This window comes from Kitasatospora sp. NPDC058048 (assembly GCF_042885555.1).
Classification (GTDB): Bacteria; Actinomycetota; Actinomycetes; order Streptomycetales; family Streptomycetaceae; genus Kitasatospora; species Kitasatospora lactacystinica.
This window is the reverse complement of record NZ_JBHVRT010000007.1, coordinates 151,624-178,603: the sequence shown is the minus strand read 5'-3', so window position 1 is coordinate 178,603 and position 26,980 is coordinate 151,624. Positions and strand designations below refer to the sequence as shown.

Genomic DNA, 26,980 nt, shown 5'->3' with positions numbered 1-26,980 from the left:
GTCGCTCACTGGACACCGCTGCTTTCGTCTCGGGCCGCTCGGGTCTCGTCTCGGACTGCGCGGGACGCGCAGGGTGCGCAGGGTGCGCGGAACGGTGCCCTGGTCATGCGGATCCCAGCTGCCGGTCGATGTAGTCGAACATCTCGTCGTCGCTGGCCGCCTCGATCAGCTCGGGGGCCAGGTCGTCCACGTCGCCCGTGGGGCGGGCGGCGGCGGCCGGTGTCCCGCCGGGCAGCGGGCGGGACAGCACTTCCCTTATCCGGGCGGCGAGTTCGTCGCTGACGCCGTCCGGCGGCAGGGCGTCGAGCAGGGTCTCCAGGGTGTCGAGCCCGGCCCGGACCGCCGCGTCGCCGGTCGGGCGGGCGGCGGTGACCCGCTCGGCGAGGTGGCGTGCCAGTGCCTCCGGGGTGGGGTGGTCGAAGACCAGCGCGGCCGGCAGCCGCAGCCCGGTCGAGGACACCAGCCGGTTGCGCAGTTCGACCCCGGTGAGGGAGTCGAAGCCGACCTCCTTGAACGGGCGGGCCGGGCGGATCAGGTTCGGCGAACTGTGGCCGAGCACCGCCGCCGCGTTGCCGCGCACCAGGTCGAGCAGGGTCCGGTGCAGCTCGGCCTCGGGCAGCTCGGCGAGCTGCTGCGCCATCGAGCGGGCCGGTGCCGCGGCGGAGGCGGCGGCCGTACGGGCGGGGCGGGCCAGGCCGCGGAGCACGGCGGGCAGCCGGTCGTCCGCCCGCAGCACGGACGGGGCGATCCTGGCCGCGAGCCGGTAGGCGTACGGGGAGTCCAGCGCCGCGTCGAACAGGGCGAGGCCCTCCGCCGAGGTCAGCGCGCCCGCCCCGGCGCCCCGACCCGCGGTGACCGCGGCGGTCATCCCGCTGCGCTCCTCCCACAGGCCCCAGCCGATGGACAGGCCGGGCAGCCCCTCGGCCCGGCGTTCGGCGGCGAGGGCGTCGAGGACCGCGTTGGCTGCGGCGTAGTTCGCCTGCCCGGCCGCGCCGAACTGGGCGGCGCCCGAGGAGAACAGGACCAGCGCCGCGAGGTCGAGATCCCGGGTGAGTTCGTGCAGGGCCAGCGCCGCGTCCGCCTTGGGCCGTAGGACGCGGTCGAGCCGGTCCGGCGTCAGCCCGGCGATCGTGGCGTCGTCCAGGACACCGGCCGCGTGGACGACGGCGGTCAGCGGGTGCGCGGCAGGCACCGACCCGAGCAGGGCGGTGAGCGCGGCGCGGTCGGCGACGTCGCAGGCGGCGACGGTCACCGAGGCTCCGAGCCCGGTCAGTTCCCGCACCAGCTCCGGCATTCCGTCGGCGGATCCGCCCCGGCGGCCCGCCAGCAGCAGGTGCCGGGTTCCGTGCGCGACGACCAGGTGCCGGGCAAGGAGCCGTCCCAGGGTGCCGGTGGCCCCGGTGACCAGGACGGTCCCTTCGGGGTCCGGCGCAGCGGGCAGCAGCAGGACGTTCTTGCCGACGCCCCGGGCCTGGCTGAGCGAGCGCAGGGCGGCCGGGGCCTGCCGGACGTCCCAGCCGGTGACGGGCAGGGGACGCAGCACCCCCTGCTCGAACAGGTCCAGGACGTCGGCGAGCATCTCGCCGATCCGCTCCGGACCGGCCTCCATCAGATCGAACGCCCGGTAGCGCACCCCGGGGTGCTGCCGGGCGACCGTCCCGGGGTCGCGGACGTCGGTCTTGCCCATCTCCACGAAGCGGCCGCCGTTCGGCAGCAGCCGCAGACCGGCATCGACGAACTCCCGCGCCAGGCTGTCGAGTACGACGTCGACGCCCCGCCCGCCGGTGGCCGTCAGGAACTTCTCGGCGAAGTCGGTGGTACGGGTCGAGGCGATGTGCTCGGTGTCCAGTCCGCCGGCCTTCAGGACGTCCCACTTGGCGGGGGAGGCGGTCGCGAACACCCGCGCACCGGCGTGCCGGGCGAGCTGTACCGCCGCCATGCCGACACCGCCGGCCGCGGCGTGGACCAGGACCGATTCGCCGCGCCGCAGTCCGCCGAGATCGAACAGACCGTAGTAGGCGGTGAGGAACACCACCGGCACGGATGCGGCGCGGGCGAAGGACCAGCCCGCGGGTATCCGGGCGACGGTGCGGCGGTCGGCGACGGCGGTCGGGCCGAACGCGCCCCCGAAGATCCCCATCACCCGGTCCCCGGGCACCAGGTCGTCGACACCCGGGCCGACCTCGATGACGGTTCCGGCGCCCTCGCTGCCCAGGCCCTGCTGTTCGGGGTCGGGGTCCAGGCCGAGCGCGGCGATGACGTCGTGGAAGTTCAGCCCGGCGGCGCGCACCGCGATCCGCACCTCGCCCTTGCCCAGCGGGGCGAGGGCCGCAGGCGCGGGCTCCGCCGCGATGTCCTCCACGGAGCCCCGGCCGTCGGTGGTGAGCCGCCAGGCCGCGCCGTCCGGCAGGGACAGCGTGCCGTCCGGCCGTCCGCCGCGGACCAGCCGCGGCAGCAGCGGCGGGCCGGTCCGCAACGCCAGCTCGGGTTCCCCGGTGGCGAGCGCCGTGGGCAGGGCGTCCGCCGGCTCGCCGGTCCCGGCCGCGTCGACGAGGACGAAGCGCCCGGGGTGCTCGGCCCGCGCGCTGCGTACCAGGCCCCACAGGGCGGCCTGGGCGGGATCGACGGGACGGTCGAGCGGTCCGGTACGGACCGCGTCCCTGGTGAGCAGGGCCAGCCTGGCCTCGGCGAACCGCTCGTCGGCCAGCCACTGCTGTACCAGGGCCAGGCCCCGGTGCGCGGTGACGCGGACCCGGTCGGCGGGGTCGGGCAGGCCGGCGGTGGCGACGGCCGCCACGATCACCTCGGGGAGGGCGGCGCCCGCTTCGAGCGCGGCTCCCAGGGCGTCGAGGTCCGGCAACGTCGCCGCGCCGGGGACGGCACCGCCGAGGGCGGCCCAGGTGGGCACGGCACTGTCGGCCGGGTCGGCGGCCGGGGTCCAGTCGAGGCGGTACAGCAGGTCGGCGTGGGCGTTCGCGGAGAGCGGCCCGCCCGCGGCCGGGGGCCGCAGCAGCAGGCCCTCCACGCCGAGCACCTGCCGTCCTGACAGGTCGTGGGCGTGCAGGGTCACGGAGTCCGGCGCGCCGGCGACGAGCCGCACCCGCAGCGTGGTGGCCCCGGTGATCCCGCCGGTCACACCGTTCCAGCTGAAGGGCAACCGGGCCCCGCCGTCCTGGTCGGGCAGCAGTGCGGCGATCTGGAGGGCCGCGTCCAGCAGCGCGGGGTGCAGCACGCACCCGGCGGCGTCGGCGTGCTGCGGCTCCGGCAGCACCACCTCGGCGAACACCTCGCCGTCGCGGAGCCACGCGGCACGGATGCCGCGGAAGGCGGGGCCGTAGTGGTAGCCGGCCTCGGCGAAGCGCTCGTAGAGGTCGCCGGTGTCCACGGGTTCGGCACCGGACGGCGGCCAGCTCAGCAGACCGGCCGAAGCTCCGACCGGATCCCCGGCGGGCCCGGGCACCAGGGTGCCGCTGGCGTGCTCCGTCCAGGGCGCGTCGGCGTCCCGGGTCGTGCGGGCGAACACGCTGAGCCTCCGCCGACCGTCGCCGTCGGGCGCGGCGACCCGGAGCTGCAGGTGAACGGCACCCTCGTCCGGGAGCACGAGGGCCGATCCGAGGGTGAGTTCCTCGACCACCGGGCAGTCCGCCTCGGCCCCGGCGCGCAGCGCGAGTTCGAGAAAGGCCGTGCCGGGGAGGAGGACGACGCCCGACACCGCGTGATCGGCGAGCCAGGGGTGGGTACGCAGCGAGATCCGGCCGCTGAGCAGCAGCTCGTCGGAGTCCGCGACCTGCGTCACCGCACCGAGCAGCGGGTGCCCGGTCGTGGCGAGACCCGCCGAGGCGACGTCCCAGCTCGTGGTCGGGACGTCGAGCCAGTAGCGGCTGCGCTGGAAGGCGTACGTCGGCAGGTCCACCCGCCGCGCCCCCGGGAACGCACCCGAGAAGTCCACCCCCAGCCCGCACTCCCACGCACGACCCACCGCACGCAGCACCTGCGCCGGGCCACCCTCCCCGCGACGCAAGGTCCCCAGCACCACCGCATCCACACCCGCGGCCTCCGCCGACTCCCCCACCGCCACACCCAGCACCGCATGCGGACTGGACTCGACGAAGAACCGGAAACCCTCCCCCAGCAACGCCGCCGTGGCCTGCCCGAACTCCACCGTCTCCCGCAGATTCCGGTACCAGTACTCGGCGTCCAGGACCTCCGTGTCCAGCCAGCCACCCGTCACCGTCGAGAAGAACGGCACCGTGCCGGACAGGGGTGCAATGCCGTCCAGGTCGGAGAGCAGCTGCTCGCGGACCTCCTCCACGTGCGCGGAGTGCGACGCATAATCGACCTCGATCAGACGCGCCCGCACCCCCTCCCCCACAAGCTCTTCCACCAGTGCGGCCACCGCGTCCGCGTCACCCGACACCACCGTCGACGACGGACCGTTCACCGCCGCCACCGACAACCGGCCCGTGATCCGCTCCCGCACCGCCTCCACCGGCAGGGGAACCGACGCCATCCCGCCACGCCCCGCCAGCGCACCCACCGCACGGGAACGCAACGCCACCACCCGCGCCCCGTCATCGATGCTCAGACCACCCGCCACCACCGCCGCGGCGATCTCGCCCTGCGAGTGGCCCACCACCGCGTCCGGAACCACCCCGAACGAACGCCACACCTCCGCCAGCGACACCATCACCGCCCACAGCACCGGCTGCACCACATCAACCCGCGCCAGCAGCGCCTCCGAACCCAGCGCCTCCCCCAACGACCAATCCACGTAAGGCGCCAGAGCCCGCTCGCACTCCGCCATCCGCCCCGCGAACACAGCCGATCCGGCCAACAGCTCCGCAGCCATCCCCACCCACTGCGAACCCTGACCCGGGAACACCAGCACCGAACGACCGGAAACCAACCCGCCGCCGGACACCGCAGCACCCTGCGACAGCGCGGTCAGGTGCTCGGCGAGGTTCTCCTCCGTGCCCACCAGCACCGCACGGTGTGCCAGCGCGCTGCGGCCCGTGGCCAGGGAGAAGGCCACGTCCGCGGCGCGGACGCCCGAACCGTCGCCGATCCGGGCCGACAGCGCGGCGGCCTGGGCGCGCAGCGCCTCCGGAGTGCGCGCCGAGAGGAGCAGGGGGACGGCGGCGGGTGCGGTCTCCGGTGTCCCGGGCTGGTCGACGAGCGTGTCCGCGGAAGCCGTCGGGTCGTCCGGGGCCTGTTCGAGGACGACGTGGGCGTTGGTGCCGCTGACGCCGAAGGAGGACACGCCGGCCCGCCGCGGGCGGCCCGTGTCGTCCCACGCACGGGCCTCCGTCAGCAGTCGCCCGGCTCCCGCCGACCAGTCCACCTCGGGCGTGGGGCCGTCCACGTGCAGCGTCCTGGGCATCACGCCGTGCCGCAGGGCGAGCACCGACTTGATGACCCCCGCCACACCGGCGGCAGCCGAGGCGTGTCCGATGTTGGACTTCAGCGAGCCGATCCACACCGGACGGTCCGCCGGACGGTCCTGCCCGTACGTCGCCAGCAGTGCCTGCGCCTCGATCGGGTCGCCCAGCCGCGTCCCCGTACCGTGCGCCTCCACCACATCAACTGCGGACGCCGGCAGGCCCGCGTCCGCGAGCGCCGCCCGGATCACCCTCTGCTGCGACGGACCGTTCGGCGCCGTCAGACCATTGCTCGCACCGTCCTGATTCACCGCCGAACCACGGATCACCGCCAGCACCGGGTGCCCGTTGCGCCGCGCGTCCGACAGCCTCTCCACCAGCAGCATGCCGACGCCCTCGCCGAAGGCGGTCCCGTCGGCCGCCGCGGCGAAGGACTTGCAGCGGCCGTCCGGGGCGAGTCCGCCCTGTCGGCTGAACTCGACGAACAGTTCGGGGCTGCACATCACGTTGACGCCGCCGGCCAGGGCCAGCGAGCACTCGCCCGACCGCAGCGCCCGTACCGCGAGGTGCAGGGCCACCAGCGAGGACGAGCACGCCGTGTCGACGGTGACCGCGGGGCCTTCCAGGCCGAAGAAGTAGGCCAGGCGTCCGGAGACGATGCTTCCCGAGTTGCCGGTGCCGAGGAATCCTTCGACGTCCTCGGGGATATAGGGCAGCAGCCGGGCGGCGTAGTCCTGCTGCATCAGGCCGACGTACGTGCCGACGGGGGCGCCGCGCAGGGCGGCCGGGTCGATGGCCGCGCGTTCGAAGAGTTCCCAGGTGGTCTCCAGCAGCAGCCGCTGCTGCGGGTCCATGGCCAGTGCCTCGCGCGGCGAGATGCCGAAGAACTCCGCGTCGAACTCGGCGGCGTCGTACAGGAAGCCGCCGTCGCGGGTGATGGAGGTGCCGATGCGGTCGGGATCGGGGTCGTAGAGGGCTTCGACGTCCCAGCCGCGGTCGGTGGGGAACCCGGAGACGCCGTCGCGGCCCTCGGACAGCATCCGCCACAGGTCCTCGGGTGAGCGGACGCCGCCGGGGAGGCGGCAGGCCGCGGCGACGATCGCGATCCGGTCGTCGTCCGCGTCCCGGTTCCGGTCGGCCGGCCCCGCGGGTAGGGCGGGCAGGACGGCGGTGGCCGTCTCCGGGTCCGTGAGTCCGGCGCGCAGGAAGTCCGCGAGCGCCGCCGGGGTCGGGTGGTCGAACACCAGGCTGGCGGGGAGCCGCAGGCCGGTGGCGGCGTTCAGGCGGTTGCGCAGGTTCACCGAGGCCAGTGAATCGAATCCCAGTTCGCGGAAGGCCCGTCCGGGGTCGAGGGTGTCCGGGGAGGCGTGGCCGAGGACCGCTGCCGCGTGGGTGCGGACGAGTTCGACGAGCAGCCGGGTCCGTCCGGTGCCGTCGAGCGCCGCGAGGCGCAGGCGCAGGGCGTTGTCGTCGGCCGTCGCCTCCGCGGCCGTGGCCGCACGGCGCGGCGGTGTGCGCACCAGGCCGCGCAGCAGCGGCGGCAGGGTGCCGTCCGCCGCCGCGGACCGCAGGGCCGCGGCGTCGAGGCGCATCGGGACCAGGGCGGCCCGGTCCACGGTGAGGGCGGTGTCGAGGAGCGCGAGTCCTCGCTCGGTGGAGAGCGGCGGCATCCCGGACCGGGCGAGGCGTCGTACGTCGTCCTCGTCGAGGTGTCCGGTGAGGGCGCTGGGCTGCTCCCACAGGGTCCAGGCCAGGGACTGGCCGGCCAGCCCTGCCGCCCGGCGCCGGGTGGCCAGGGCGTCGAGGAAGGCGTTGGCGGCGGCGTAGTTGGCCTGTCCGGGGCCGCCGAAGGTGCCCGCGGCCGAGGAGAAGAGCACGAAGTGCGTGAGGTCGAGGTCGCGGGTCAGTTCGTGCAGGTGGAGGGCGGCGTCGACCTTGGGGCGCAGCACGGCGTCCACCCGTTCGGGGGTGAGTGCGGTGACGACGCCGTCGTCGAGGGTGCCCGCGGTGTGGACCACGGCGGTCAGCGGGTGCGCGGCCGGCAGGTCCGCGAGTACGGCGGCCAGGGCGGTCCGGTCGGCGGCGTCGCAGGCGACGACGGCGGTCTCGGCTCCCAGCGCGGCGAGTTCGGCCCGCAGTTTTTCGGCTCCGGCGGCGGCCGGGCCGCTGCGGGAGAGCAGCAGCAGGTGCCGGACCCCGTGCCCGGTGACCAGGCGGCGGGCGACGTGGGAGCCGAGCAGGCCGGTGCCGCCGGTGATGAGGACCGTGCCGTCCGGGTCGAAGGCCGGGAGGGGCCTTGCCGCGTCGTCCGGGAGGTCCGGGTCGTTCCTGAGGACTCGGACCAGGCGGGGTGTGCGGACGTCGTCGCCGCGGACCGCGGACTGCGGTTCTCCCGAGGCGAGGGCCGCGGCGACGCCCGCGGAGGTGCCGTGCTCGTCGTCGGCGTCGAGGTCGAGCAGGGCGAAGCGCCCGGGGTGTTCGGACCCGGCCGAGCGGACCAGGCCCCAGAGCGCGCTGTGCGCGGGGTTGCGGAGGTCCTCCCCCTCCCCGGTGCTGACCGCGCCCCGGGTGGCGAACACCAGGCGCGAGCCGGCGAAGCGGTCGTCGGCGAGCCAGGTCCGGACGTCGGCGAGGGCCTGGTGGACGGCCGCGCGGACCGCCGCGGCCGGTCCGGCCGCGTCCGCGGGCTCCACGGGCTCCACGGGCTCCGCGCAGGCGAGCAGGACCGTCTCGGGCACCGGGGCTCCGGCGTCGACGGCGGCCACCAGCGTGGCCAGGTCCGCGGTGCGGTGGACGGGTGCGCCGCTGCCGCGCGGGGGTGCGGTGACCCACTCCGTCGCGTAGAGGTCCTGGTGGCGGCGGCCGTGGGGGGTGCGGTCGGTGCCGGGGCCGGCGGTGCCCGCGGGCCGCAGGACCAGCGCGTCCACGGTCGCCACGGGGGCGCCGGTCGCGTCGGCGACGGCGAGCGTCACCGTGTCGGGTCCGGCCGGGGCGAGCCGGACGCGGATCGCGTCGGCGCCGGCGGCGTGCAGGGTCACGCCGTTCCAGGAGAACGGCAGCCGTCCCTCGGGGTGGGCGTCCGCACCGGGGGTGCCGGGCACGCCGGTGGCGTGCAGGGCCGCGTCCAGCAGGGCCGGGTGCAGGCCGAAGCGGGCGGCGTCGGGTGCGGGCCCAGCGGGCACGACGGCCTCCGCGAACAGCTCGTCGCCGCGCCGCCAGGCCGCGCGCAGGCCCTGGAAGGCGGGACCGTAGGCGAATCCGCCGGCCGCGAAGCGGTCGTACAGTCCGTCGAGGGCGAGGGATTCGGCGCCGGGCGGCGGCCAGGGCATCGGCCCGTCGGCCTCGGCGCCTTCCGCGCCGTCCTGGGCCAGGACGCCTTCGGCGTGCCTGGTCCACTCGTCGTCGAGGGCGCCGTCGAGGTCGCCGTCGGCGGGTGCGTCCGGCCGGGAGTGCAGGCTGAGCGGGCGGCGGCCCAGGGAGTCGGGGGCGCCCACGGTGAGGCGCAGCACGGTGCCGCCGTGTTCGGGCAGCACCAGGGGCGCCTCGAGGGTGAACTCCTCGACCCGGGGGCAGCCGACGCGGGCTCCGGCCTGGAGGGCGAGTTCCAGGAAGGCGGTGCCCGGGAGCAGTGCCCGGCCGCCGACGGCGTGGTCGGCGAGCCACGGGTGGGTGCGGGCCGACAGGCGGCCGGTGAGGAGCAGGCCGTCGCTGTCGGCGAGGACCACGACGGCGCCCAGCAGCGGATGGTCCGCGGGGGTCAGTCCGGCGGAGGTGACGTCGGCGTCGGGCGCGGCGCCGTCCTCCAGCCAGTACGGGTCGCGCTGGAAGGCGTAGGTGGGCAGTTCCACCCGTCCGGGGCGGCGGTCGGCGAAGACGGTGTCCCAGTCCGGGGAGACTCCGCGCAGGTGGAGTTCGGCCAGGGACTCGGTGAACCGGCGCGGGCCGCCGTCGTCGCGGCGCAGGGTGCCCACGGCGGTGGCGTCGGCGCCGGCGTCCTCGGCGGTCTCCAGGACTCCGACGGTGAGGACGGGGTGCGGGCTGCTCTCCAGGAGGACCTGGTAGCCGTCGGCGAGCAGGGCGCGGGTCGCCTGTTCGAAGCGGACGGTCCCGCGGAGGTTGCGGTACCAGTAGTCGGCGTCCAGGGCGGTGGTGTCCTCCAGCAGGCCGCCGGTGAGAGTGGAGTAGAAGGGGACGGCGGACGGGCGGGGGGTCAGTCCGTCGAGCCGGGCGAGCAGTTCGGTGCGGATGTCCTCGACGTGGGCGCTGTGCGAGGCGTAGTCGACGGGGATGCGCCGGCTGCGGATGTCCAGGGCCGCCGTCCGGTCGAGGAACGCGTCGAGCGCGTCGGTGTCGCCGGAGACCACGGTGGAGGCGGGTCCGTTGACGGCGGCGACGGAGAGCCGGCCGTCCCAGGGGGCGAGGTGTTCGGCGACCTGTTCGGCGGGCAGGGCCACCGAGGCCATGCCGCCGCGGCCGGACAGCGCCCGGATGGCGCGGCTGCGCAGGGCGACGACCTTCGCCCCGTCCTCCAGGCTCAGCGCTCCCGCCACCACGGCGGCGGCGATCTCGCCCTGGGAGTGGCCGACGACCGCGCCGGGGGTGATGCCGTGGGAGCGCCACAGTTCGGCCAGGGAGACCATGACGGCCCACAGCGCCGGCTGCACCACGTCGACGCGGTCGGCCGGCGGGGTGCCGGGGGCGCCGCGCAGGACGGCTTCCAGGGACCACTCGACGAAGGGGGTCAGGGCGCGTTCGCAGTCCGCGACGCGGGCGGCGAAGGCGGGGGCGGAGTCGAGGAGTTCGACGGCCATGCCGGCCCATTGGGAGCCCTGTCCGGGGAACACCAGGGCGACTTCGCCGCCGGTTCCGGCGGTACCGAGGACCAGGCCGGGGACGGTGCGGCCGTCCGCCAGGGCGTCGAGACCGGCCCGGAACTCGTCGGGGTGGGCGCCGATCAGGACCGCCCGGTGCTCGTGCGCGGCGCGGGTCGTCGCGAGGGCGTGGCCGACCTCGGCCGGGCCGGGGCCGGGGTGGGCGTCGAGGTGGTCGCGGAGCCGTGCGGCCTGGGCGCGCAGCGCTTCGGCGGTGCGTCCGGAGAGCACCCAGGGGAGGACGGCGGGGGCGGCGGGGGCGGCGGGTTCGTCGGCCTGTTCCAGGACGGGTTCGTCCGCCTGTTCCAGGACGACGTGTCCGTTGGTGCCGCTGACGCCGAAGGAGGACACCGCGGCCCGGCGGGGCCGTCCGGTCTCGGGCCAGGGGGTGTTCACGGTGACCAGGCGTACCGCGCCCGCGGTCCAGTCGATCCGCGGGGACGGGTCCTGCGCGTGCAGGGTGGGCGGGACGGTGCCGTGCCGCATGGCGAGGACGGTCTTGATGACGCCGCCGACGCCGGCCGCCGCCTGGGTGTGCCCGATGTTGGACTTCAGCGAGCCGAGCAGCAGCGGCTGCCCGTCGGCGCGGTTCTGCCCGTAGGTGGCCAGCAGGGCCTGGGCCTCGATCGGGTCGCCCAGCGGGGTGCCGGTGCCGTGCGCCTCGACCACGTCCACGTCGGCGGGGGTGAGTCCGGCGTTGGCCAGGGCGTGGCGGATGACGCGCTGCTGGGCGGGGCCGTTGGGGGCGGTGAGCCTGCTGCTGGCGCCGTCCTGGTTGACGGCGGTGCCGCGGATCAGGGCGAGGACCGGGTGGCCGTTTCGCCGGGCGTCGGAGAGGCGCTCCAGGAGGAGCATGCCGACGCCCTCGCCCCAGCCGGTGCCGTCGGCGGCGGCCGCGAAGGACTTGCAGCGGCCGTCCCGGGCCAGGCCGCCCTGGCGGCTCATCTCCACGAACGGGACGGGTGTCGACATGACCATCGCGCCCCCGGCCAGGGCCAGGGTGCAGTCGCCGGCCCGCAGGGCCTGGGCGGCGAGGTGGATGGCGACCAGCGAGGAGGAGCAGGCGGTGTCGATGCTGACCGCCGGGCCCTCCAGGCCGAAGGTGTAGGCGACGCGGCCCGAGGCGACGCTGTCGGAGCTGCCGTTGCCGATGTAGCCGGCCACGTCGTCGGGGACCTGGCGCAGCCGTACCGCGTAGTCCTGGTACATCACGCCGGCGAAGACGCCGGTCCTGCTGCCCCGCAGGGTCGCGGGGTCGATGCCGGCCCGTTCGAAGGCCTCCCAGGTGGTCTCCAGGAGGAGCCGCTGCTGCGGGTCCATCGCGAGCGCTTCGCGCGGGGAGATCCCGAAGAATCCGGGGTCGAAGTGCCCGACGTCGTCGAGGAAGCCGCCCAGGGCGGTGTGGCTGGTGCCCTCGCGCAGCTGGTCCGGGTCGTCCAGGTGGTCCAGGTCCCAGCCCCGGTCGCCGGGGAAGCCGGTGATGGCGTCGGTGCCGTCGGTGACCAGGCGCCACAGGTCCTCGGGGGACCGTACGCCGCCGGGGTAGCGGCAGCTCATCGCGACGACCGCGATCGGTTCGCGGCCCGCTTCCTCGGCCTCGGTCAGGCGCCGGCGGGTGTGGTGCAGGTCCGCCGTCACGCGCTTGAGGTAGTCCCTCAGCTTGTCGTCGTTCACCATCGGGAGCCGCCGTCCTGGTTCGGGTGTCGGGTCGGTGTCATGACAGGCCGAGTTCGTTGTCGATGAGGTCGAAGAGTTCGTCGTCGCTGGCGCCGTCCATCCGGTCCTCGATGGAGTCGGCCGCCGTGCCGTCGCCGTCGGCCGCGGTGGCCGCCGGGTCGACGCGGCGCAGGAGTTCCCGGAGCCGGTCGGCGAGCCGTTCGCGGTCCGCCGGGTCGTCGAGGGCGCCGTCGAGGGCGTCTTCCAGGCCGTCCAGTTCGGCGAGGCCGGGGACCGGGCCGGGCCCGCCTTCGGGGACGAGTTCGGCGGCGAGGTGTCCGGCGATCGCGGTCGGCGTGGGGTGGTCGAAGAGCAGGGTGGCCGGGAGGGGGTGGCCGGTGGCGGCGCGCAGCCGGTTGCGCAGTTCCACCGCGGTCAGCGAGTCGAAGCCGACCTCCAGCAGACCGCGTCCGGGATCGACCGCGGCCGGACCGCTGTGGCCGAGCACCAGGGCGGCGTGGGAGCGGACCAGGTCGAGGAGGACCCGGCCGCGCTGGGTGTCGTTGAGGGACGCCAGGCGCTGCTTCAGGGCGTCCGGCCCGTCGGGGCCGGCGCCGGCGGCGGGGCCCGCGGCGCCGCGCCGGGCGCCGGGGCGCACCAGTCCGCGCAGCAGGGCGGGGACGCCGCCGGCGCCGGCCTGGGCGCGGACGGCCGCGGTGTCGAGCCGCAGCGGGAGGACGACCGGCTCGTCGAGGGTGCTGGCCGTGTCGAACAGGGCCAGTCCCTGGGCCGGGTCGAAGGCGACGATCCCGCCCCGGGCGATCCGTCGCAGGTCGGCCTCGGTGAGCCCGCCGGTCATCCCGGTGCTGTTGGCCCACAGGCCCCAGGCGAGGGAGCGGCCGGGCAGCCCGTCGGCGCGGCGCCGGTGGGCCAGTGCGTCCAGGAAGGCGTTGGCGGCGGCGTAGTTGCCCTGGCCCATGCCGCCGAAGATTCCGGCGATGGACGAGAACAGGACGAACTCGGACAGGTCCAGGCCGGCGGTGAGTTCGTGCAGGTTGATCGCCGCGTCCACCTTGGGGCGCAGGACGAGAGCCAGTTGCTCGGGCGTCATGGTGGCGACGACGCCGTCGGCCAGGACGCCCGCTGCGTGCACCACCCCGGTCAGCGGGTGCGCGGGGGGCAGGGCGGCCAGCAGGGCCGCGAGGGCGTCGCGGTCGGCGGCGTCGCAGGCGGCGATCTCGGCGTGCGCGCCCAGCGCGGCGAGCTCGGCGAGGAGTTCGGCCGCGCCGTCGGCGGCGGGGCCGCTGCGGCTGGTCAGCAGCAGGTGCCGGACGCCGTGTTCGGCGGCCAGGTGGCGGGCGACGTGGGCGCCGATGGCGCCGGTGCCGCCGGTGATCAGGACGGTTCCGTCGCCGCCCCAGCCGGGTGTGCGCCCGGCGGCGGCCAGCGGTACGCGGGCCAGCCGGGCGACGTGGACGGCGCCGGCCCGGATCGCGAGCTGGGGTTCCCCGGAGGCGAGGGCTTCGGCGAGTACGGCCGGCGGGGTGTCGTGGGCGTCCAGGTCCAGCAGGACGAAGCGGTCGGGGTTCTCGGTCTGCGCCGAGCGGACCAGGCCCCAGAGCGCGGCCAGGGCCGGGTCCGGGACGTCGTCGCCGGTCACCGGGACCGCGCCCGCGGTGACCAGGACCAGCTTGGAGCCGGTCAGGCGCTCGTCGGCCAGCCAGTCGCGCAGCAGGGCGAGGACCGTGCCGAGGCCGTCGTGGACCGCGTCGCGGAGGGTGCCGGGCGGCGCCGGGACGGGCGGGCAGGCGGCGAGGACCAGCCGGGGCGCCGGGGTGCCCGCGTCGAGCAGTGCGGACAGCGCGGCGAAGTCGGCGACCGTACGGCCGGGGAGCGGCGCGGCGCCGGAGGGCAGGGGCGTCCCGGTGCCGAGCACGGTCCAGGACTCCGGGCCGGAGGCGGTGCCCGTCGCGGCGTGCTCCGGCAGGGCCTGCCACTCGGGGCGGAACAGTTCCTCGTGGTGTCCGGCGCGGGTGGCCTTGAAGCGGTCGGCCGTGACGGGTCGCAGGACGAGGGAGCGGGCCGAGACCACCGGCCGGCCGATGGCGTCGGTCGCCCGTACGGCGACGGCGTCGCGGCCCGTGGGGGTCAGCCGCAGCCGGAGTTCGGTGGCACCGGAGGCGTGCAGGCGCACCCCGTTCCAGGAGAACGGCAGCCAGCCCTGCCCGGGTCCTTCCAGTACGTCGAACACCAGCGCGTGCAGGGCGGCGTCGAGCAGGGCCGGGTGCAGGCCGAACGCGGCGGCGTCCGGCTGCTGCTCCTCCGGCAGGCTCGCGACGGCGTACACCTCGTCGCCGAGCCGCCAGGCCGCGCGCAGGCCCTGGAACGCGGGGCCGTAGGCGAATCCGCCGCCCGCGAAGCGGTCGTACAGGCCTTCCGTGTCGAGGGGGACGGCTCCGGGCGGCGGCCACGCCTCGGGGTCGACCGGGTCGACCGGGTCCGCCGGTTCGGGGGCTGCGGCGGAGCCGAGCAGGCCGCTCGCGTGCCGGGTCCAGGGGGCGTCGGGGCCGTCGTCGGCGGCCCGGGCGTGAACGCTCAGCGGGCGGGTGCCGGAGGCGTCCGGGCTTCCGACGGTGAGCTGGAGTGTGACGGCTCCGCCCGCCGGGAGCACCAGCGGCGCCTCCAGCGTCAGTTCCTCGACCTGGTCGCAGCCGACCTGGTCGCCCGCCCGGACCGCGAGTTCCAGGAACGCGGTGGCGGGGAACAGCACGCCCTCGTAGACGCCGTGGTCGGCCAGCCAGGGGTGGCTGCGGACCGAGAACCTGCTGGTGAACAGGAAGCCGTCGGAGTCCGCGAGTTCCGTTCCGGCGCCGAGCAGCGGGTGGTCGACCGTCAGCAGTCCGGCTGCGGGCAGGCCGGCCCTGGCCGGGCCGGCCGGCAGCCAGTAGCTGCCGCGCTGGAAGGCGTAGGTCGGCAGGTCGACGGCGGAGCGGGACGGGCCGCCGGAGTGGACGGCGTTCCAGTCCACGGGGACGCCCGTGACGTGCAGCCGGGCCAGGGCGGCCGTCGCCGCGGGGGCTTCGGGCCGGTCCTTGCGCAGCAGGGGCACCAGTACGGGGCTGCCGGTGGCGCCGGTCAGGCAGTCCTGGCCCATGGCGGTGAGCGCGCCGTCGGGTCCGAGTTCGAGGAACGCGGTGACGCCGTCGCGCTCCAGGTGGCGTACGCCGTCCTGGAAGCGGACGGTGCCGCGCACGTGCTCCACCCAGTAGTCGGGTGAGCCGAGCTGCTCGGCGGTGGCCGGCTCGCCCGTCAGGTCGGAGATGACGGGGATGGCGGCCTCCCCCGGGACGATCCGGGCCGCGACCTCGCGGAACTCGGCGAGCATCGGCTCCATGAGGGGCGAGTGGAAGGCGTGGGAGACCCGCAGCCGTCGGGTCTTGCGGCCGCGCGCGGCGAGCACGGCGGCGATCTCGTCCACCAGCGCCGCGTCGCCGGAGATCACGGTCGAGGCCGGGCCGTTGACCGCGGCGAGGCCGACGGCGCTCTCGCGGCCCGCGAGCAGCGGCAGCACCTCCTCCTCCCCGGCGGCGAGGGCGACCATCGCGCCGCCCGCCGGGAGGGCCTGCATCAGCCGTCCCCGCGCGACCACCAGCCTCGCGGCGTCGGGCAGCGCGAACACCCCGGCGACGTGGGCGGCGGCCAGCTCTCCCACGGAGTGGCCGAGCAGCCGGTCGGGACGCACGCCCCAGTGCTCGACGAGGCGGAAGAGTGCGACGCCGAGGGCGAACAGGGCGGGCTGGGTGTATTCGGTGCGGTCCAGCAGGCCGTGGCCGGGGTCGCCGGGGGCCGCGTCGATCACCTCCCGCAGCGGGTGGTCGAGCAGCGGGTCGAGTTCCGCGCAGACCGCGTCGAAGGCGTCGGCGAAGACCGGGAACCGCGCGTACAGTTCGGCGCCCATCCCGGTGCGCTGGCTGCCCTGGCCGGGGAACAGGAAGGCGGTCTTCGCGGCCGGGCCGGTGACACCGGTCACCAGGTCCGCCGACGGCTCGCCGGCGGCGAGGTCGGTGAGCCCTTGGAGCAGGCTCTGCCGGTCCGTGCCGGTGAGGGCGGCCCGGTACTCGAAGGCGCTGCGGTTCAGCGCCAGGGAGCGGCCCAGGTCCGCGACGGCGAGGGTCGGGGCCTGCTCCACGTGCCGGAGCAGCCGGGCGGCCTGCTCCCGCAGCGCGTCCGCGCCACGGGCGGAGAGCAGCCAGGGCAGGGCGGGCGTGTCGGGGGTGGTCGCCGGGGTCGGCGCGGGCGCGGCGGGCGGGGCCGGTTCGGTGGGCTGTTCGAGGATGGTGTGGGCGTTGGTGCCGCTGACTCCGAACGAGGACACCGCGGCCCGCCGGGGGCGGCCGCTCTCCGGCCACGGGGTGTCGTCGGTGAGCAGCCGGACCGCGCCGGCCGACCAGTCGACATGGGGTGTCGGCGTGTCGACGTGCAGGGTGCGCGGAAGCACCCCGTGCCGCATGGCCTGCACCATCTTGATGATGCCGGCGACTCCGGCGGCGGCCTGGCTGTGCCCGATGTTCGACTTCAGCGACCCCAGCCACAGCGGCGGCTGCGCGCCGCGTTCCCGGCCGTACGTGGCCAGGAGTGCCTGGGCCTCGATCGGGTCGCCCAGCCGGGTCCCGGTGCCGTGCGCCTCCACCGCGTCGACCTCGGAGGCGGTCAGTCCGGCGTCGGCGAGGGCCGCCCGGATGACCCGCTGCTGGGACGGTCCGTTGGGGGCGGTCAGGCCGTTGCTGGCGCCGTCCTGGTTGACGGCGGAGCCGCGTACGAGGGCGAGCACCGGGTGGCCGTTGCGCCGGGCGTCCGAGAGGCGCTCCAGGACGAGCAGTCCGGCGCCCTCGGCCCAGGAGGTGCCGTCGGCGGCGGCGGCGAACGGTTTGCAGCGGCCGTCCTCGGCGAGCACCCGTTGCCGGCTGAACTCCACGAACGCGCCCGGTGTCGACATCACGGTCACCCCGCCGGCGAGCGCCAGCGAGCATTCGCCGGCCCGCAGCGACCGGGCCGCGAGGTGGACCGCGACCAGCGACGAGGAGCACGCCGTGTCGACGGTCACCGCGGGCCCTTCGAGGCCGAGGCTGTAGGAGATCCGCCCGGACGCCACGCTGCCCGCGCTGCCGATGCCGAGGTAGCCCTCGAACTCTTCGGAGGGTTCGGTGACGCGCGACCCGTAGTCGTGGTGGCTGCATCCGACGAAGACGCCGCTCGCGCTGCCCTTGAGTGACAGCGGGTCGATGCCGGCCCGCTCGAACGCCTCCCAGGAGAGTTCGAGCAGCAGCCGCTGCTGGGGGTCGATGGTCAGCGCCTCGCGCGGGGAGATCCCGAAGAAGGCCGGGTCGAAGCGGTCGGCGTCGTGGAGGAAGCCGCCCTCCCGCGCGTAGGTGCTGCCGACCCGGTCCGGGTCCGGGTCGTAGAGGCCGTCCAGGTCCCAGCCGCGTCCGGTGGGGAAGCCGGTGATCGCGTCCTGCCCGCCCGCGACGAGCTCCCACAGCTCCTCGGGGGTGCTGACGCCGCCGGGGTAGCGGCAGCTCATGCCGACCACGGCGATCGCCTCGTCCTCGGGCACCGCGGCGGCCGCGGGCCCCTGCCCGGGAGCGTCGGTCGTCTCCGTGGCGGGCGCCCCCGGCAGTTCGGTGCGCAGGTGTCCTGCCAGGACCGTGGCCGTGGGGTAGTCGAAGGCCAGGGTCACCGACAGGCGCAGGCCGGTGACCGCGGCGAGCCGGTTGCGCAGTTCGACGGCGATCAGCGAGTCGAAGCCGATCTCCTTGAACGCCTGGTCCGGTCCCACCGCCTCGGGCCCGGGGTGGCCGAGCACGGCGGCGACCTCGGAGCGGACCAGGTCCAGCAGGGCCCGGTCCCGTTCCGCCGGGGGCAGTGCGGCCAGCCGCAGGGCCGGCGGCTCGGCGCCGTCGGCCGTGCCCCGGGACCCGCCCGCGGCGGCGAGCACGTCCCGTACCTCGGGCAGGTCCCCGAGGGCGGCACTGGGCCGGAGCGCAGTGAACGCCCGGGTGAAGCGGTCCCAGGCGAAGTCGGCGACGAGGACCGCCGTCTCGTCGTGGTCGAGGGCCTGGCGCAGCGCGGTCGTGGCCGTGGCGGGATCCATGGCGGGCAGGCCGTCGCGGATCAGCCGTTCGGCGACCGCTCCGGAGGCGAGGCTGTCGCCGCCCCACAGGCCCCAGGCCACCGAGGTGCCGGGCAGTCCGAGGTCGCGGCGCTGCCGGGCCAGGGCGTCGAGGTAGGCGTTGGCGGCGGCGTAGCTGCCCTGGCCGGTGCCGCCGAGCGTGCCGGCGAGCGAGGAGAACAGCACGAAGGCGGTCAGGTCGAGTTCACGGGTGAGCTCGTCGAGGTTGCGTGCGCCGTCGAGCTTGGGGCGCAGGACGCCGGCCGCGCGTTCGGGGGTGATCGAGTCGATCACCCCGTCGTCGAGGACGCCCGCGGTGTGCAGTACGGCGCGCAGCGGGCGCTCGGCCGGAATGCCGGCGAGCAGTTCGGCCAGTGCGTCGCGGTCCGCGACGTCGCAGGCCACCGCGGTGGCGGCGGCGCCGAGTCCGCGCAGTTCGGCCAGCAGGGCGTCGGCGCCCGGGGCCTGTGCGCCGCGCCGGCTGGTGAGCAGCAGGTGCGCGGTGCCGGTGCGGGCGAGCCAGCGGGCGATCTGGGCGCCGAGGCCGCCGGTGCCGCCGGTGATCAGGACCGTGCCCTCGGGTGTCCAGTCGCGTACGGGGGCGGTGCCGCCGAGTCCGGCGTGGACGACCCTGCGGCCGTAGAGGCCGGTGGCGCGCACCGCCAGCTGGTCCTCGCCGTCCGGGCTCGTCAGTGCTTCGGCGAGCCGGGTCGCGGCCCGGTCGTCGAGCCGGCGCGGCAGGTCGACCAGGCCGGCCCACCGCTGCGGGTACTCGACACCGGCGACCCCGCCGAGGCCCCAGACCAGGGCCTGGAGCGTGCTGTCGATCCGGTCGGAGCGGCCGACCGACACCGCGCCCCGGGTGGCGCACCAGAGCGGGGCGTCGGTGCCGAGGTCGCCCAGGGCCTGGAGGAGTGCGACCGTCAGGGTGAGGCCGCGGGGAAGCGCCGATCCGTCGCCGTGCGGTTCCTCGGCCAGGGCGAGCAGTGACAGGATTCCGGCGGGCGGCCCGTCGGGGTGGTCGTGGGCCTCGCGGAGCAGTGCGGCGAACCGGGTCCGGTCGGTCGCGTCGGGGCCCGCCTCGACCAGCACGGGTGTGGCGCCGTGTCCGCGCAGGGAGTCCGCGGCGAACGCGACGGCCGGGTCGTCGGCGGCGCCGGCCGGGGCGACGACGAGCCAGCTGCCGGTGAGCCGGGGCCGCTCGGGTGCCGGTAGGGGCTTCCAGGCGACCCGGTAGCGCCAGCTGTCGGCGGTCCGGTCGCCGGCCCGGCCGCGCGCCCACTCGGCGAGCGTGGGCACCAGGGAGGCGAGGGAGGCCCTCAGTTCCCCGTCCTCGACCCGCAGGGTGGTGGCGAGGGCGTCCAGGTCGCCGTGGTCGACCGCCTCCCAGAAGCCGGAGTCGGCCGGGCCGGCGCCGGTCGTGGCGTCGGTGCCGGTCAGGGCGTCGGCGGGGCGGCCGGGGGTGGTGTCCAGCCAGTAGCGCTGCTGCTGGAAGGCGTAGGTGGGCAGGGGCCGCTTGCGCGCGCCGGTTCCGGCGAACACCGTGCCCCAGTCCACCGGCAGTCCGCGGACGTGGAGTTCGGTGAGCGCGGAGAGGAAGCGGCCGGGGCCGCCCTCGGTGCGCCGCAGGGTGCCGACGACGGCTCCGTCGCCGGCTCCGGCCGCTTCGACGGCCTCCTGGAGCCAGACGGTCAGCGCGGGGTGGGTGCTGCACTCGACGAAGGTGTGGTGTCCGTCGGCGATGAGCGCCTCGACCGCCCGTCCGAACTCGACCGGCCGGCGCAGGTTCTCGTACCAGTACGCGGCGTCCAGGCCCAGGGTGTCCACGGGGCCGCCGCTGACCGTGGAGTAGAACGGGATGTCGGACGTCCGCGGCGCGGTGCCGCCGAGGAGGGTGAGCAGTTCCTCCCGGAGCTCCTCCACCTGGGGCGAGTGCCCGGCGAAGTCCACGCCGGGGACCGGCCAGGCCAGGACGCCCGCCTCGGAGTACTGCTCGCGCAGTCGTTCCAGTGCCGCCGGGTCGCCGGAGACCGTCACCGACGTCGGCCCGTTGACCGCGGCGACGTCGAGTGCCCCGTCGTGGGCGGACAGTGCTTCGCGGACGGCTTCGACCGGCTGCGGCACGAACAGCATGCCGCCGCGTCCGGTCAGGGCCAGCAGGGCCCGGCTGCGCAGGGCGACGATCCGGGCCGCGTCGTCCAGCGAGAGCGCGCCGGCCACGCAGGCGGCGGCGATCTCCCCCTGGGAGTGTCCGACCACGGCGTCCGGGACGATCCCGTGCGCCCGCCACAGCTCGGCCAGCGACACCATCACCGCCCACAGCACCGGCTGCACCACGTCCACCCGGTCCAGCGGGGGCGCGTCGGGCTCGTCCCGCAGGACGGCGAGCAGCGACCAGTCCAGGTGCGGGGCGAGGGCGCGTGCGCAGGCCGCGATCCGGTCGGCGAAGACCGGGGCGTGGTCGAGCAGTTCCCGGGCCATGCCGGCCCACTGCGATCCCTGGCCGGGGAAGACGAAGACGGTCCGGGCCGATCGGGCGACGGCGCCTTCGACCAGGCCGGGTGCGCGGTCTCCCGCGGCCAGCGCGGCCAGGCCGCCCAGCAGGGCCGCGCGGTCGTCACCGACGACGGCTGCGCGGTGCTCGAAGGCGGTCCTGGTGGTGGCCAGGGAGTGGCCGACGTCGACGGACGACAGCTCCGGGTGCTCCGTCAGGTACGCGTGCAGCCGCTCCGCCTGGGCCTTCACCGCCTCGGCGGTCCGCCCGGACAGGACCCACGGGACGGCGGACGCCCCGGGTACGGGCGCGGGTACGGGTGCGAGCTCGGGCTCGGGCTCGGCGGGCGGCTGCTCGATGACGACGTGGGCGTTGGTGCCGCTCAGGCCGAACGAGGACACGCCGGCCCGGCGCGGCCGTCCCGTCTCCGGCCAGGGGGCGGCCTCGGTCAGCAGGGCGACGGCGCCCGCCGTCCAGTCGACGTTCGGGGACGGCCGGTCGATGTGCAGGGTCCGCGGCAGCTCGCCGTGCCCCATCGCCAGCACCATCTTGATGATGCCGCCGACTCCGGCGGCGGCCTGGGTGTGCCCGATGTTCGACTTCAGCGACCCGAGCCGCACCGGCCGGTCGGCCGGCCGCTCCTGGCCGTAGGTGGCCAGCAGCGCGTCGGCCTCGATCGGGTCGCCCAGCCGGGTGCCGGTGCCGTGCGCCTCGACGGCGTCCACGTCGGCGGCCGTCAGCCCGGCGTTCGCCAGCGCGTCGCGGATCACCCGCTGCTGGGCCAGGCCGCTGGGCGCGGTCAGCCCGTTGCTCGCGCCGTCCTGGTTGATCGCCGAGCCGCGCAGCACCGCGAGCACCGGGTGGCCGTTGCGGCGGGCGTCCGAGAGCCGTTCCAGGAGCAGCAGGCCCACGCCCTCGGCCATGCCGAAGCCGTCCGCCGAGGCGGCGAAGGACTTGCAGCGCCCGTCCTCGGCGAGCCCGCGCTGCCGGCTGAAGCCGGTGAACGACAGCGGGGTGCCCATCACCGTGGCGCCGCCCGCCAGGGCCAGCGCGCATTCGCCCGAGCGCAGCGACTGCGCGGCGAGGTGGACCGCCACCAGGGACGAGGAGCAGGCCGTGTCCACGGTCACGGCGGGCCCCTGGAGGCCGAGTTGGTAGGCGACCCGCCCGGACAGGACGCTGGTGGAGATGCCCGCGATGAACAGGCCCTCCAGTTCCTCGGGGACGTCGCGCAGGGTGCCGCCGTAGCCCTGGTAGGAGGCGCCGGCGAAGACGCCGGTCGGGGTGCCGTGCAGGGTCGCCGGGTCGATGCCGGCGCGCTCGATCGCCTCCCAGGAGGTTTCGAGCAGCAGTCGCTGCTGCGGGTCCATGGCCAGGGCCTCGCGCGGCGAGATCCCGAAGAACCCGGGGTCGAACCGGTCCGCGTCCGTGACGAATCCGCCCGCGGCGGCGTAGCTCCGGCCGGGCCGGTCGGGGTCCGCGTCGTACAGCGCGTCGAGGTCCCAGCCCCGGTCGGACGGCAGCCCGGAGACGGCGTCGCGTCCGTCGGCGACCAGGCGCCACAGGTCCTCGGGGGTGCGGACGCCGCCGGGGTAGCGGCAGCTCATGGAGACGATCACGACGGGGTCGTCGTCCGCGGCGGGTGCCGACGACGGGAGCGGCCGGACGGTGGCGGGCTCCTCGGCGGCGCCCAGCAGTCCGGTCTCCAGGCGCCGGGCCAGCGCGGTCGCCGACGAGTAGTCGAAGACGACGGTGACCGGGAGCCGCAGGCCGGTGGCGGTGTTGAGCCGGTTGCGCATGTCCACGGCGGTCAGGGAGTCGAAGCCCAGGTCGCGGAAGGCACGGCCGGGGGCGACCGCGTCCGGCGAGTCGTGGCCGAGAACGGCGGCCGCGTGGGTCCGGACCAGGTCGACCAGCACCCGGGTCCGCTCGGCCGCCGGGAGCGGCTCCAGCCGGTCGCGCAGCGCCGAGGGCGTTCCCTGGGCCCCGGTCCCGCCGGTCTCCGGCTCGGCGGCCAGCGCGGTGCGCACCTCGGGGAGTTCCCCGATCAGCGGGCTGGGACGGGCCGAGGTGAAGACCGTCGCGAAGCGGTCCCAGTCGATGTCGGCGACCACGACCACCGTCTCGTCGTGGTCCAGGACCTGCTGGAGCCCGGTGATCGCGACCGCGGGCGGCATGAAGAGCACGCCGTGGCCGCGCAGGGTCTCCTCCGCCAGTTCGGCCGCCATCCCGCCGGCCCCGCCCTCGGGGCTCCAGATGCCCCACACCACGGAGGTCGCGGCGAGGCCGCGGCTCCTGCGGTCCTCGGCGAGGCCGTCGAGGTAGGCGTTGGCGGCGGCGTAGGCGCCGTGGACGGCGCTGCCCCACACCCCGGAGATGGAGGAGAACAGCACGAACGCGTCGAGTGTGTCCCGGTCGAAGAGCAGGTCCAGGTTCCTGGCCCCGCCGACCTTGGCGTGGAGGGTGTCGGCGAACTCGTCCGCGTCGGTGTCGGGCAGTGGCACCAGCAGCCCGGCCCCTGCGGCGTGGAAGACGGTGCTGATCCGGTGGCCGTCCTGTTCGAGGCCGTCCTTGAGCTCGCGCAGGGCCTCCAGGTCGGCGACGTCGCACGCGGCCAGGGTGACCCGGGTGCCGAGGGCGGCCAGTTCCTCGGAGAGCTCCGGCGCACCCGGCGCATCCGTGCCGCGCCGGCTGACCAGCACCAGGTGCCCGGCTCCCCGCCGGGCCAGCCAGCGCGCGATCTGCGCGCCGATCCCACCGGTGCCGCCGGTGATCAACACGGTGCCCCCGGGCCGCCAGCTGCGCCGCGGCGCGGTGTCGCCCAGGGCGGACCGGACCAGCCGCCGGCCGTGGCAGCCGGTGGCCCGTACGGCGACCTGGTCCTCGTCCCCGGCGCCGCCGGCCAGCACCCGGCACAGCTGCGGGGCGGTGTCCGTGTCCAGGACCTCCGGGAGGTCGATCAGACCGCCCCAGCGCTGCGGGAACTCCAGCGCGGCGACCCGGCCCAGACCCCAGAGCAGGTTCTGCGCGGCGCTGACCGCGCTCCCGGTGTCCGTGCCCCCGACCGACACCGCACCCCGGGTCGCCCACCACAGGGGCGCGTCGATCCCGGCGTCTCCGAGGGCCTGCACCAGGGCCAGGTTGAGCGCGGCGCCCAGCGGGACGGAGGGGTGCGCCGAGTGCGGGCGCTCGTCGAGGCCCAGCAACGACAGCACTCCCGTCACCGGGCCGGGCAGCGCGTCGAGGGACGCGCGGACCCGGTCGGCCAGCACGGCGCGGTCGGCCTCCGCCTCGGCGATCCGTAGGTGGACCACCGAAGCCCCGGCCTGCTCCATGACCTGGACGGTCGTCTCCGATCGGCGCACCCCGTCCTCGGGCAAACCGTCCGACGACAGCACGAGCCAGTTGCCGTCCAGTGCGACCGGGGGACCCTCGGGCAGGGCTCGCCAGGTCACGCGGTAGCGCCAGGAGTCGACCACCGAACGCTCGGTGCGCTCGGTGCGCCAGGTGGCGAGCGCGGGGAGCACCACGTTCAGCGGGTCCTCGGGCGTCACCCCCAGGGTCGCGGTGAACCGGTCCAGGTCGCCTCCGCCCAGGGCCTCCCAGAAGTCGTCGCCGTCCGAGGACGTTCCGGAAGGACCGCCCGCCGCGGGGCCGGTGTCCTCCAGCCAGTACGGGCGACGCTGGAAGGGGTAGGTGGGCAGGGAGATGCCGTCCGGACGGTGTCCGGCGAACACCCGGTCCCAGTCGGGCGACAGGCCGCCCGCGTGGGCCTCTCCCAGGGACGTCAGGAAGCGGTCGGGGCCGCCCTCGCCGCGCCGCAGCGTGCCCACGACCACGGCGGGGCCCTGCGCGGAGCCGGCGGTGTCGGCCGCGTCGGCGGTCTGCTGGACGCCGAAGGTGAGCACGGGGTGCGGGCTGGACTCGACGAAGAACCGGAAGCCCTCCGCCAGCAGCGCCGCCGTGGCCTGCTCGAACTCGACGGTCTCCCGCAGGTTGCGGTACCAGTACTCGGCGTCCAGGGACTTCGTGTCCAGCCAGCCGCCCGTCACCGTCGAGAGGAACGGCACCGTGCCGGACAGGGGTGCGATGCCGTCCAGGTCGGAGAGCAGCTGCTCGCGGACCTCCTCGACGTGCGCGGAGTGCGACGCGTAGTCGACCTCGATCAACCGCGCCCGCACCCCCTCCCCGACCAAGGCCTCGACCAGTGCCGCCACCGCGTCCGCGTCACCCGACACCACCGTCGACGACGGACCGTTCACCGCCGCCACCGACAACCGGCCCGTGATCCGCTCCCGCACCACGTCCACCGGCAGGGGAACCGACGCCATCCCGCCACGCCCCGCCAGCGCACCCACCGCACGGGAACGCAGCGCGACCACCCGCGCCCCGTCGTCGATGCTCAGGCCACCCGCCACCACGGCCGCGGCGATCTCGCCCTGCGAGTGGCCGACCACCGCGTCCGGGACGACCCCGAACACGCGCCACACCTCCGCCAGCGACACCATCACCGCCCACAGCACCGGCTGCACCACGTCCACCCGCGCCAGCAGCGCCTCCGAACCCAGCGCCTCCGCCAACGACCAGTCCGCATAAGGCGCCAGAGCCCGCTCGCACTCCGCCATCCGCCCCGCGAACACAGCCGATCCGGCCAGCAGTTCCGCGGCCATCCCCACCCACTGCGAACCCTGACCCGGAAACACCAGCACAGAACGGCCCGAGGACACACCGTCGCCCTGTACCAGCCCCGGCACCGAGCGGCCCTCCGCCAGCGCCTTCACGCCGTCGATCAGCCGGTCCGGGTCGGTGCCCACCACCACGGCGCGCCGTTCGAAGGCGGTCCGCGTGAGGGCGAGGGCGCGGCCGGTGTCGGCGGCCCGCAGGGCTGCGGGGTCGGCGCTCAGGTGTGCCAGCAGCCGGGCCGCCTGGTCGCGCAGCGCCTCGTCGGTGCGCCCCGACAGCACCCAGGGCAGCGGGTACGCGTCGCCGCCGGCCGCGGTGTCGGCCACCGGTTCGGCTTCCTCCGCCGGGGCCTGTTCCAGGATCAGGTGGGCGTTGGTGCCGCTGACGCCGAAGGCGGACACGCCCGCCCGGCGCGGGCGTCCGGTGTCGTCCCAGGCGCGGGCCTCGGAGAGGACTTCCACGGCTCCCGACGACCAGTCCACCATGGGCGTCGGCCGGTCCGCGTGCAGGGTCCTGGGCAGTTCGCCGTGCTCGATCGCCAGCACCATCTTGATGACGCCGCCCACTCCGGCCGCCGCCGAGGTGTGGCCAATGTTCGACTTCAACGAGCCCAGCCACAAAGGCCGTTCGGCGGGCCGCCCCTGGCCGTAGGTGGCCAGCAGGGCCTGCGCCTCGATCGGGTCGCCGAGGGTGGTGCCGGTGCCGTGCGCCTCCACCACGTCCACCTCGGACGCCGACAGGCCCGCGTCCGCGAGCGCCGCCCGGATCACCCGCTGCTGCGACGGACCGCTCGGCGCGGTCAGTCCGTTGCTCGCACCGTCCTGGTTCGTGGCCGAACCCCGGACGACGGCCAGCACCGGGTGCCCGTTGCGCCGCGCGTCCGACAGGCGCTCCAGCACCAGGACGCCGGCGCCCTCGGACCAGCCGGTTCCGTCCGCGTCGGCCCCGAACGCCTTGCAGCGGCCGTCGGCCGACAGCGCGCGTTGGCGGCTGAACGCCACGAACGCGTCGGGTGTCGCCATCACCGACACCCCGCCGGCCAGGGCCAGCGTGCAGTCGCCGGCCCGCAGGGCCCGGATCGCCAGGTGCAGGGCGACCAGCGAGGAGGAGCAGGCCGTGTCCACGGTCACCGCGGGCCCTTCCAGGCCCAGGGTGTAGGCGATCCGGCCGGAGACCACGCTGCTCGCGGTCCCGGTGTCCAGCAGGCCCTGGACCTCGGGGAGGTGGCGCGAACCCGCGCCGTAGCCGTTGCCGATCGCCCCGAGGAAGACACCCGTGCCGGTGCGCCGCAGCGTGCGGGGGTCGATCGCGGCCCGCTCGACCGCCTCCCAGGCGGTCTCCAGGGCCAGCCGCTGCTGCGGGTCCATGGCCAGGGCCTCGCGCGGCGAGATGCCGAAGAACTCCGCGTCGAACTCGGCGGCGTCGTGCAGGAAGCCGCCGTTGCGGGTGTAGGAGGTGCCGGACCGCTCGGGGTCCGGGTCGTAGAGGCCCTCCAGGTCCCAGCCGCGGTTGACCGGCCAGGCGGAGATCGCGTCGGCGCCCCGGGAGACCAGGTCCCACAGCAGTTCGGGCGTGTCGGTGCCGCCGGGATAGCGGCAGGCCATGGAGACGATGGCGATCGGTTCGTGGCGGGCCTGCTCGGCCTCGCGCAGCTGCCTCCTGGCGTCACCGAGGTCCGCGGTGACGCGCCTGAGGTAGTCGAGCAGCTTCTTGTCGTCGGACATCAGTG

2 protein-coding genes are annotated in these 26,980 nt (G+C 75.9%); both read right to left on the bottom strand.

All coding sequences use genetic code 11. The features are described 5' to 3' along the window. Nucleotides 1-103: 103 nt before the first annotated feature. Nucleotides 104-11,923, bottom strand: coding sequence for an SDR family NAD(P)-dependent oxidoreductase (locus ACFVVA_RS10065; RefSeq protein ID WP_387687854.1), 11,820 nt, complete (start codon nt 11,921-11,923; stop codon nt 104-106). Nucleotides 11,924-11,963: 40 nt separating this feature from the next. Then, nucleotides 11,964-26,978 carry a type I polyketide synthase gene (locus ACFVVA_RS10060; protein WP_387687852.1) on the bottom strand — a complete coding sequence of 5,005 codons (15,015 nt, stop codon included), beginning with the start codon at nt 26,976-26,978 and terminating at the stop codon, nt 11,964-11,966. Nucleotides 26,979-26,980: the final 2 nt, after the last annotated feature.